Origin of the sequence: Janthinobacterium sp. 344 (genome assembly GCF_900112025.1) — a bacterium.
Taxonomy (GTDB): Bacteria; Pseudomonadota; Gammaproteobacteria; order Burkholderiales; family Burkholderiaceae_D; genus Janthinobacterium.
In genome coordinates this window covers 478152-488795 of sequence record NZ_FOKL01000005.1, presented here as the reverse complement: position 1 = coordinate 488795, position 10644 = coordinate 478152, and the positions used below count along the sequence as shown (strand labels likewise).

9 protein-coding genes are annotated in these 10644 nt (G+C 68.5%); 3 read left to right on the top strand and 6 right to left on the bottom strand.

Annotated elements, in window-relative coordinates:
- Together BM193_RS16490 and BM193_RS16485 are read left to right on the top strand one after the other, a co-directional pair.
- Positions 1-2437: glycosyltransferase (locus BM193_RS16490; RefSeq protein ID WP_368087287.1), on the top strand; the 2437-nt coding region annotated here is incomplete at its 5' end.
- A gap of 40 nt (positions 2438-2477) precedes the next feature.
- Positions 2478-4397, top strand: coding sequence for a sulfatase-like hydrolase/transferase (locus tag BM193_RS16485; protein ID WP_175533221.1), 1920 nt, complete (start codon positions 2478-2480; stop codon positions 4395-4397).
- A 27-nt stretch (positions 4398-4424) separates the two neighbouring features.
- Here BM193_RS16485 and BM193_RS16480 read toward each other — a convergent pair whose 3' ends face one another.
- Complete coding sequence (locus tag BM193_RS16480; RefSeq protein ID WP_092797536.1) at positions 4425-4895, bottom strand: MepB family protein; 471 nt, start codon at positions 4893-4895, stop codon at positions 4425-4427.
- Positions 4892-5125: a hypothetical protein gene (locus BM193_RS16475; protein WP_092797535.1), complete on the bottom strand. Its 234-nt coding sequence runs from the start codon at positions 5123-5125 to the stop codon at positions 4892-4894. The genes BM193_RS16480 and BM193_RS16475 overlap by 4 nt, the downstream gene beginning before the upstream one ends.
- A gap of 148 nt (positions 5126-5273) precedes the next feature.
- On the opposite strand from BM193_RS16475, the gene BM193_RS16470 reads away from it, so the two are divergent.
- The gene (locus tag BM193_RS16470) at positions 5274-5633 is read left to right on the top strand and encodes a TfoX/Sxy family protein (RefSeq protein WP_092797534.1); all 360 of its coding nucleotides are present in this window, start codon (positions 5274-5276) and stop codon (positions 5631-5633) included.
- Here the strand turns inward: BM193_RS16470 and BM193_RS16465 are convergent.
- The 4 genes from BM193_RS16465 to BM193_RS16450 all read right to left on the bottom strand — a co-directional run bounded on the left by BM193_RS16465 (position 5626) and on the right by BM193_RS16450 (position 10614).
- Positions 5626-6627, bottom strand: coding sequence for a 2-hydroxyacid dehydrogenase (locus BM193_RS16465; protein WP_092797533.1), 1002 nt, complete (start codon positions 6625-6627; stop codon positions 5626-5628). The genes BM193_RS16470 and BM193_RS16465 overlap by 8 nt on opposite strands.
- Positions 6628-6742: 115 nt before the next feature.
- Positions 6743-7936, bottom strand: coding sequence for a hypothetical protein (locus BM193_RS16460; RefSeq protein WP_092797532.1), 1194 nt, complete (start codon positions 7934-7936; stop codon positions 6743-6745).
- 13 nt (positions 7937-7949) lie between these two features.
- Positions 7950-9509: an MBOAT family O-acyltransferase gene (locus BM193_RS16455; protein ID WP_092797531.1), complete on the bottom strand. Its 1560-nt coding sequence runs from the start codon at positions 9507-9509 to the stop codon at positions 7950-7952.
- On the bottom strand, positions 9499-10614 hold the full coding sequence (locus tag BM193_RS16450) for a glycosyltransferase family 4 protein (RefSeq protein ID WP_254786013.1): 1116 nt from the start codon (positions 10612-10614) through the stop codon (positions 9499-9501). The genes BM193_RS16455 and BM193_RS16450 overlap by 11 nt, the downstream gene beginning before the upstream one ends.
- Between the last annotated feature and the right edge of the window lie 30 nt (positions 10615-10644).

Below are 10644 nucleotides of genomic sequence, written 5' to 3'. Positions count from 1 at the left end.
CCCCGCCATGATGCTGACGGGCTTGCGCATCGCGCTCGTCGGCCCGCTGCCGCCGCCGGCCGGCGGCATGGCGAACCAGACGGCGCAGCTGGCGGCGCTGCTGCGTGCCGATGGCGCGCAAGTGCAGCTGCTGGCCGTCAACGGGCCGGCTTTGCCGCCCTGGCTGGGGCGCGTGCGCTACCTGCGCGCCGCGCTGCGCCTGCCGATCCACCTGTGGCGGCTGTGGCGCGCGGCCAATACGGTCGACCTGTTCCACATCATGGCCAATTCCGGCTGGTCCTGGCACTTGCAGGCCGCGCCCGCGCTGTGGATCGCCAGCATGAAGGGCAAGCCGGCCCTGCTCAATTACCGGGGCGGCGAGGCGGCCGCCTTCCTGGCCCGCTGGCCGCGCCTCGTCTCAATAAGCCTGCGCCGCGCCAGCGCCATCGTCGTGCCCTCGGCATACCTGGCCGGCGTCTTCGAAGCCCACGGCCATACGGCGCACATCGTGCCGAATGTGCTGGACCTGCGGCGCTTCACGCCTGACGCGCCGCGCACCCCGGCCGCCCCGTGCATCCTCGTGCCACGCCACCTGGAGGCGCTGTACGACAACGCCAGCGCCGTGCGCGCGTTTGCCATCGTACGGGCAGCGTATCCCGCCGCGCGCCTGGTACTGGCCGGCGGCGGCCCGCAGCGCGCCGCGCTGGAGCGGCTGGCCGCCGCGCTGGGCGTGGCCGATGGCGTGGCGTTCGCCGGCCATGTCGACAACGCCGCCATGCCGGCCCTGTACCATGCCAGCGATATCGTCCTCAATCCCAGCCTGGCCGACAACATGCCGATCTCCGTGCTCGAGGCGCTGGCCTGCGGCGTGCCCGTCGTCAGCACCAGCGTGGGCGGCATCCCCGCCTTGCTGGAACACGACAAGACGGCGCTGCTGGTGCCGCCCGGCGATGCGCCCGCCATGGCGCAGGCCATCCTGGCCCTGCTGCGCGAGCCAGCGCGCGCGCGCCGGCTGGCCGACGCGGGCCTGGCGCACGCGGCCAGCTTCGCCTGGGAGCGCATCGCGCCGCGCCTGGCCACGCATTACCGCCGCATCCGCGCCGCGCCGCGCCCCGGTGCCTACACGCGCTGCGTCGCCCGCTGGCTGTTCCCCCTGCACGAGCGGATCAAGGGCCACGACAGCGCGCCGCTGCTGCGGCAGATGGAGCGCTCGCAGTGGTGGAGCGCGCAGCAGCTGCAGCAGTGGCAGCTGGCGCGCCTGCGCGAGCTGCTGCGCCATGCGGGCGAGCACGTGCCGTACTACCGCGCGCTGTTCGCCCGCATCGGCTTCGATCCCGGCCAGGTGCGCCAGCTGGCGGACCTGGCCCGTCTGCCGCTGCTGCGCAAGGCCGACATCGCCGCCGCGCGCGACCACTTCAAGTCCGCGCGCGCCGTGGGCTTGCGGCCATTCGCCACGGGCGGCTCCAGCGGCGAGCCGCTGCTGTTCTTCCTCGGACGCCGCCGCATCAGCCACGACATCGCCGCCAAATGGCGCGCCACGCGCTGGTGGGGCGTGGATATCGGCGACCGCGAAGCCGTGCTATGGGGCTCGCCCATCGAACTGCACGCGCAGGACCGGGTGCGCCGCCTGCGCGACGCCCTGCTGCGCACCACCCTGCTGCCCGCGTTTGCCATGTCGCCCGCGCGCCTGGACGGCTACGTCGAGCGGCTGCGCCGCTGGCGTCCGCGCATGCTGTTCGGCTACCCATCGGCCCTGTGCCGCATCGCCAGCCACGCCGGCGCGCACGACTTGCCGCTCGACGGCCTGGGGGTGAAAGTGGCGTTCGTGACGGCCGAGCGCCTGTACGACGAGCAGCGCGCGCAGATCGCCGCCGCCTTCGGCTGCCCCGTGGCGAACGGCTACGGCGGGCGCGACGCGGGCTTCATCGCCCACGAATGCCCGGACGGCGGCATGCACATCACGGCCGAAGACATACTCGTTGAAATTGTCGATGCGCAAGGCCGCGCCCTGCCCGCCGGCGCATCGGGGCAGATCGTCGTCACCCACCTGGCGACGCAGGACTACCCGTTCATCCGCTATGCGACGGGCGACGTGGGCGCGCTGGGCACGCAGCCGTGCGCCTGCGGGCGCGGCTTGCCGCTGCTGCAAAGCATCGAGGGGCGCAGCACGGATTTCGTCACGGCGCAGGATGGCACCGTCATGCACGGCCTGGCCCTCGTCTACATCGTGCGCGAACTGCCGCAGGTGCGCGGCTTCAAGATCATCCAGGAAAGCCTGCAGCGCACGCGCGTGCTGCTCGTCTGCCAGCCGCGCCTGGACGAGACCACGCGCGCCGCCATCGTGGCCGGTTTCCGGGCCAGGCTGGGCGGGCAAGTGGACATCGCCATCGAGGAAGTCGACGAGATCGCGGCCGAAGCGTCGGGCAAGTACCGCTATGTGGTGAGCCGGGTGGCGTGAATCCATCCCAATGCAGCATTCCCAGCCGGAGGTAGCAGCCATGGATCGCCATCGCATCCGTTCGAACCAGTTCCTCGTGCTGGGACTGACTCTCTGGCTGGCCCTGAACCTGGTCTTGCGCTGGCTGTACTGGCCCCTGTTCCAGTCGCACGGCCCGTTCGGCATCGCGCAGCCCACGCTGCCGGACCTGGCGCTGCTGCTGGCCTGCACCCTGTGCAGCAGCCTGCTGTTCGCGCTCGTCGGGCTGCTGCTGGGCGCGCTGCACCGGCGCTGGGGCGACGTGCTGATCGCCGTGTACGCGGCACTGTCGCTGATCGCGCTGGAGGCGGATATCGGCTGGTACGCGATGTCGAAATCGCACGTGACCCTGGGCGACCTGCAGCTGTTCCTGACGCAGAACTGGCAGCACCATTTCGGCATCCAGCCGCACGACATCTGGCGCTTTGTGCGCGTCGCCTGCGCGCATATCGCCGCCGTGTGCGTGATCTATTCCCTGCACCGCCAGCTGCGCCGCCATGCGCGATCGCACCGGGCGCTGGGCTGGCTGCGCCGCGCCAGCGCCTGGCGCCACGCCTTCGCCACGCTGCTGCTGCTCGTGCTGGCGGCACAGTCGTACACCATGCTGCGCCGCGGCGGCGAATACGCGCGCACCGTGTGGGACGTCGCCGCCAGCGCCAATCCCTACTACATCTCGGCGGCCGACCACTGGCTGCGCAAGGCGCGCCTGCCCGACACCTGGGTGCACTTCAACGTGCGCCTGGGCGCCGCGCGCGGCCAGGCGACACCGCTGCCGCGCGCCGTGCCGGCCAGGCTGGCCCGCCAGCCCGCGCCGGCCAGGCGGCCCGACATCCTGTTTCTCACCATCGAGAGCTGGAACATGGCCCTGTCCGACCAGCGCACCATGCCGTATTTTTCCTCGCTGGCGCAGCGCTGCCATATCGGCACGAACCATTATTCGGGTGCGAACCAGACGGAACTGGGCATATTGAGCCTGCTGTACGGCGATCCGAACATCTTCTTTGCCGGCTACCGCCAGCATGCGTCCGTGGTGCGCCAGTCGCCGTACATCCAGGCACTCGGCAAGCTGGGCTACAGCACGGGACGCGTCGTCAGCGACCTGACGCAGCAAAACACCATTCCCCGCTACCTGGCCAGCTTCAACCAGGCCGAAGTCGTCAACCAGCAGGACTGGGACAACATCGCCACCATCGCCGCGCGCCTGCGCCATCCGGGGCCGGCCTTCATCCACGCGCATTACTACGCCACCCACTATCCCTATCTGCACGCGCCGGACTACGCGGCGCACCGGCCGGAAACGCCGCCCCAGTTCAACTTCCAGAGCACCAACCTGGCGCTGAACCGCCATGCCATCGTCAACCGCTACCGCAATACGCTGGGCGAACTCGATGCCTGGCTCAAGGCCCTGCTGCGCCAGATCGACCTGGACGCCACCATCGTCGTCATCACGGGCGACCACGGCGAAGAGATGTTCGAGACGGGCCGCCTGGGCCACGCCTCGACCCTGGACGCGCCGCAGATCCGCACGCCGCTGGCCATCTGCGCGCCCGCCACGCTGGCCGGCGCCACCGGCGCATCGGCCGCACTGTCGTCGCACGCCGACATTTTCCCCACCATCTTCGACATGCTGGGCTTCGAGCACCGCCTGTCGAGCATGGGACGCTCCTTGCTGGGCGAGCAGGCGCCGAAAGTCGCGCTGGTGGCCAAGCAAAACCATGGCAAGACGCCCGTGCAATGGGCCGCCGTCACGCCAGCCGGCACCATGTATCTGACCCTGGGCAAGGATGGCGCCTTCGCCGCCACGGGCAGCGACCCGGCGCTGGCGGCCGTCTTCGCGCCCACGCCGCACGCACCGGGCGGGGCGGAGGTGGAACGGCTGATCGTCGGCACGCTGCTGGCGGCGGAACGCGAGTTGCGGGCGGCGCGGCGCATGAATCCGTGACCAGGCTGACGGCTGCCGGCAGGCTTTTCAAGCCGCGCCGTCCAGCAAGCCCGCCAGCCCCGCCTGATCGCCATCGGCCACGAAACACGCCGCCTGCCAGCGCTGCGTGCGCTGCGCCTGGGCGGCTGCGGGCGCGCACCACGGCGGATACACGCGCAGCGCGCGCTTGCCGCCCTGGCCGGCGCGTGACAACACGCCGCGCCGCAGCAGCACGGCGCGCGGGAAGATGAACAGGCCATGCCGGATGCCGCCGTCGTCCACGGCGACGATGACGGCATCGACGGGGTCGGCCTCGTCCAGCGGGGCGATGTCCGCGTCGCGATGGCGGCGTTGCCAGAGCGTGAAGAACTGGCCCGTTTTCGCCGGCGTGGTCTTGGCCACGCGCAAGACCAGGCGCAGGCCGTGCAGCTCGGCGCGGCAGGCGCCGTACTGCGCGCCTTCCGCCTCGGGCACGGGCGCTTGCGGCAAGCCCAGGCGCGCCCAGGGACCGGCCTTCATTCCGCGCTGAACTCGGCCGCCGCCTTGGCCGCCCACAAGGCTTCCGCGTGGCTGGCAAACGGGCTGTCGTAGCCATCGACGCTGCCATCGATATCGACAAAATACAGCCACCAGCCGTCGCTTTGTTCGCGGATGGCCGTGTGGCCGGGCGCGCAATGCCGGGCCACGTCCTGGCTGGGGGCCAGGGTGGCGATGGTGATGCCACGGTGCGTCAGGGTGTGGGGAGTCATGGGGAAAGTGTGCATGCAAAATAATCAATGCGCGCAGTTTACCCCTTGTTGGGTTTTGACGCCCGGCATGGCGTCAACAAGGTGGCACCGCCGGCAACGGCGTGCGCTACACTGGCGTCTGGCATAAAGACCGGCAAGGGAGACAGGCATGGCATCACAGCAAGGCACGGTGGATTACCTGCTCGACCAACTGGCCGGCGCGGGCGGCGTCAGCGCCAAAAAAATGTTTGGCGAGTATGGCCTGTATTGCGACGGCAAGATGTTCGCCATCGTCGCCGACGACCAGCTGTTCATCAAGCCGACACAGGCGGGGCGCGAGTGGATCAGCGCGCAGGGCGCGCCGCAGGAAGCGCCGCCCTATCCGCAGGCCAAGCCGTATTTCCTCATCGACGGCGGCCTGTGGGACGAGCGCGACTGGCTGAGCGAACTGGCGCGGCGCACGGCCGATGCCCTGCCATTGCCGAAACCCAAGGCGCCGCCGAAGCGGAAAGCGGGCCAGGTCAGCTGAGCACGATGTTGCCGCACGCCTTGCCCTGGCGGAAGCACGCCAGGTTGTGATACGTGATGGCGGCGATTTCGCGCAGCGCCTCGATGGTAAAGAAACCCTGGTGTCCCGTCACCAGCACGTTGGGGAACGTCATCAGGCGCTGGAAGATGTCGTCGTCGATGATGTCGGACGAGCGGTCCTGGAAGAACAGATTGCTTTCCTGCTCGTACACGTCGATGGCGAGCGAACCGAGCTGGCGCGATTTCAGCGCCTCGATGACGGCGCCCGTGTCGATCAGGCCGCCACGCGAGGTATTCACCAGCATGGCGCCCCGCTTCATCAGCGGCAAGGTCTGCTCGCTGATCATGTGGCGCGTGCTGTCCATCAGCGGGCAATGCAGCGAGACGATGTCGGACTCGGCCAGCAGCCGCGGCAGCTCCACCATGGTGCCCAGTTCGGCGAACGCGGGCGCCGGATACGGGTCGTGGCCCAGCACGGTGCAGCCGAAGCCCTTGAAAATGCGCGCCGTGGCCAGGCCGATCTTGCCCGTGCCGACGATGCCCACGGTCTTGCCGTGCAAGGTGGCGCCGAGCAGGCCGTCCAATGAAAAATTGCCTTCGCGCACGCGGGCGTAGGCGCGGTGCGTGTGGCGGTTCAGCGTCTGCACGAGGGCCAAGGTGTATTCGGCCACGGCTTCCGGCGAATACGCGGGCACGCGGGCGACGAACAGGCCCAGGCGTTTCGCCGTTTCCAGGTCGAGGTTGTTGTAGCCGGCACAGCGCAGCAGGATGGCGCGCACGCCGTAGCCGTGCAGCGCTTCGAGCACGGGCGCATCGAGCACGTCGTTGACGAAGACGCAGACGGCCTCGGCGCCTTGCGCCAGGACCACGGTTTCCTGGCTCAGCAAGGCGCTGTGGTACACCAGTTCGATGCCGGCCGCGTCCGGCTGGGACGGCAGCGCTTCATCGAAGAAGCGGCGATCGTAGGGCTGGCTGGCGAAGAAGGCGATTTTCATGGGGCGTCCTGTCAAGTGATGCGGCGAAAAACAATGCCGGATGGCAAAACGCCATCATAACGCACGCGCCCCTTCGCCCGCGTCCGCCTGCGCCCCCCTGGGTCAAGCAAGCGCATCAAAAATGCTTGATGCGCGGGCCATTCAGGATTTTTTGCACATACGCCGTCTCCTGCGCGTGCTCCACGTGATAGCGGTCGCGCGCGGCGCGCATGGCCGCCTGGTGCGCGGCCACCGTGGCCGGCGTCAGTTCGACGCCGAAGTCGCCCGGCACGGGCGTGTCGCCGCCAAACAGGCGCGCCAGGATCAGGCGCCCCACGTTGTCCCGGTAATGCGACACTTCCCAGTAATAATGCATCTCGGGCTTGCCGCTGGCCAGCGGGATCGGGTCCGTGGTGACGCTGTTAAAGCCGGAAAAATCATACAGGCGCACGTCGCAGCCGGCGTTGCGGTGGCGCTCGACCATCTGCGCCAGGCCCCGCTGCCACGCTTGCATGGCATCCCACTTGCCGCGCCAGTGCAGCACGTCCATCGTCAGCGCGTGCGTGGGATTGATGTACATGCGCAGGCGCATGCTGCCCTTGCACAGCTTGCCGATGCTGGCGTCGAGCGCGGGCGTGGACGGCGGCGTCGGCCCTTCGCCCTCGCCGAATTCCTGCAGGCGCAGCGGGATCGCCTGCGCCGCCCCGCCCCAGCCCTTCATGCGGCTGATGACGCAGGTCTGGTCGCGCTGGCCATACAGTGCCAGGCTGGACAGGCAGACGTCGCCAAAGTCGCCCGTCAGGATGCGCAGGCTGTCGTGCGTCATGTCCACCGTCAGGCCCCGCTTCAGGTTCAGCAAGGCGCGCTGGGCGAAAAAGCCGTGCTCGGCGCCCGTCAAGCCATCCTCCACGCGGGCCGAGCCCAGGTCCAGGGAAAAGGTGGGCGCATCGACGCCCCAGATCATGGTCTCGATGCGGCTGACCTTGACGGCATGCTCGGCCAGGCGGATGGCGTCGCCCAGCGAAGCGCCGGAGACGGCGCTGTTGAACACGCTTTTATCGGGGAAGGTTTCCTGCGCCTTCGTCGGCAAGCCCATTTCCGTGCGCGAGTTGCCGATGTAGATGATGGACGGCCGGTAGCGCGCCACGGCGTAGGTCTTGCCCCAGGCGCTGAGTTTTTCATTCGTCGGGCGGGGGCGCTGCAGCAGCGGGCTGTCCCACTGGTGCAGCAGATACGGGTCGACCCGGTAGTTCAGGGCCGAGACGGAGGCCAACACGACAAAGGCGCAGGCGAAGAACCAGGCAAGATAGCGGCGGGCGGAAGTGTCCATGGCGTGTTCCTGCTCAGAATTGGAAGTAGAGGAATTCGGTGACCCGGTTCATGCCGAAGATGCAGGCGATAAACAGTGCGGCAAAACCCAGGCTCCAGCCGCGCGTGGGGCGCCAGTTGAAGCGCCAGCGTCCTTCGGGCTGGAATATTCTTTCAATCGCGGGCTCGTAGAGAAAGAATATTTCCTGCGTATTCGGCGCCTTGAAGGCCAGCACCATGGCCACCAGCAGCACCGGCAAGCCAGGCCCCACCAGTTCGATCCAGCGGATGCCGTCGAACGCGGGCTGCATGCCCCACTGCGCCAGGGCGGCCGCATGGCTGGCCAGGCCGCGCGGCAGGCTCACGCCATTCGCCCCCACCAGCGCGCCGAGGATGTCCCAGGCCGTGCCCACGTCGGGCGAACGGAAAAAGATCCACGCCAGCATGACGGCAAAAAAGGTCAGCGCGGCCGGCCACCAGCGTCCCGTTGCCGCGCCGAAGGCCTTGCGCCACGCCTGCTGCACCACGAGGAACAGGCCGTGCAAGCCGCCCCAGATGACGAAGGTCCAGCCGGCGCCATGCCACAGGCCGCCCAGCAGCATGGTCAGCATCAGGTTGCGGTAGCGGATGGCTTCGCCACGGCGGCTGCCGCCCATGGCGATGTATAGATAGTCGCGCAGGAAGCGCGACAGGGTCATGTGCCAGCGGCGCCAGAATTCCGTGATGTTGGCCGCCTTGTACGGGGAATTGAAGTTCAGCGGCAGTTTCACGCCGAACAGGCGCGACAGGCCGATGGCCATGTCGGAATAGCCGGAAAAGTCGAAGTACAGCTGGAAAGTGTAGGCCAGCACGCCGATCCACGCCTCGATCAGGGTGGGTTCGGCGCCGGCCGCGAAGATGGGAATGGCCAGCGGCGAGAGGTTGTCGGCGATCAGCACTTTTTTCGCCAGGCCGATCGTGAAGATCGACATGCCGATGGCGAAGTTGGCCGCGCGCGGGTGGGCGTTGGCGGGGTCGGCGAATTGCGGCATCATTTCGCGGTGGTGCAGCACGGGCCCGGCGATCAGGTGCGGGAAATAGCTGACGAACAGCACGTAATGGATGAAGCGGTACTCGCGCACCTCGCCCCGGTAGCAATCGACGAGAAAGGCGATCTGGGTAAAGGTAAAGAACGAGATGCCAATCGGCAAGATGATGTCGAGGCCATGCCACGGCGGGCTGGCAGCGCCAGCACTGACGGCCACGGCATTGACACTGTCGATGAAGAAGTTGGCGTACTTGTAATAGGCGAGCAAGCCCAGGTTGAGCGCCAGGGCCGCCACCAGCACGCGCTTGCGGGCCGCGCCCGCGCGCGTCCCCATCATGCGCCCGGCCGCGTAATTGACGCAGATCGAGGCCAGCAGCAGCGGCAGATAGCGCACATCCCACCAGGCGTAGAAGAACAGCGAGGCGCCGGCCAGCCAGACGGCGGGCGCCAGGCGCTGCCACGCGGCGCCGGGCCGCGCGCCGGCGGGCGCCAGCCGGTCCAGCAGGAAATAGCCTGCCAGCACGATGGGCAGAAAGGCACACAGGAAAGCAAACGAATTAAACAGCATGGCTCCTCCTTGTTGGCAACATGGTCGTGCTGGTGCTGCTGGTGCCGCTGACGGCCGTGCCGGCATGCAGCTGGAAATAACAATCGGCGATCCGCGCCGCCACCCGTTCCCACGTAAACCGTTCCACCAGGGCTTGCACGCGGTCGCGTTCCGGGGCCAGCGCCAGCAATTCCATGATGGCCAGGCGCTGCGCGGCGCCGTCGTCCCAGCGCACCTTGCGCAAGGCAAACGCGGAATCGGGCAAGTCCAGCGCGCTCTGCGCCGTCATGACGACGGGCGTGCCGGCCGCCAGCGCTTCCAGCACGGACAGGGGAAACACCTCGCCCTGGCTGGGCAAGGCCGCCACGGCCGCCGCGTGATAGGCGCTGGCCAGCAGCGGGTCGGCGTGATCCAGCGCGCCGAGCCAGCGCACGTGGGGCAAGTCCAGCAATTGCTGCAGATACGCCTGCTGTCCGCGCGGCGCGGCGCCGATCAGCACGACGGGCACATTGGCGCCCGTCAGCGCCCGGGCCAGTCCCAGCTGGTTTTTGTAAGGCGAAATGCTGCCCACCATCAGCACGAACGGCCCGGCGATGCCCGTCTCGCGCCGGAACAGGTCGCCATTGGCCGTGAAGAAATGCGGGTTGATCCCGTTTGGCAAGACCCGGATGGTTTCCGCCGCCAGGCCGAAGCCGTGCACCAGGGCATCGCGTTCGGCCTCGCCCAGGGCGATCACCATGTTCGCCAGCTGCAGCGCGCGCCGCGTCTGCGCATAGCTCGTTTGCACCATCCATTCCGTCAGCCGTCCCGCCAGCCGGTCGGCCAGCCGCGCGCGCCAGGCGCTGCCGCGGTTCCAGCTGGGCGGCAGCAGCGGCGACAGCACCACAGGCACGCCCAGTTCGCTCGCCGTTTCCAGGATGCGGTAGGTGCCATTGCTGGCCGAAAACACGTGCAGCACGTCGAAATCGGCCAGCCGCTCGTGGTTGGCGTCGACCAGCTGCACTGCCAAAGGCCGCGCCGCGCTGGGCGGCAAGCGGTTCAGCGCGGCAAGCGTCTCGCGCACCTGGATCTGCAAGCCGCCGTCGCGCTGAAACAGCATCGGATACGAGAGAATACCGACACGCATGGCCATCCTTTCCTTGCCCCGCGCCAGTGA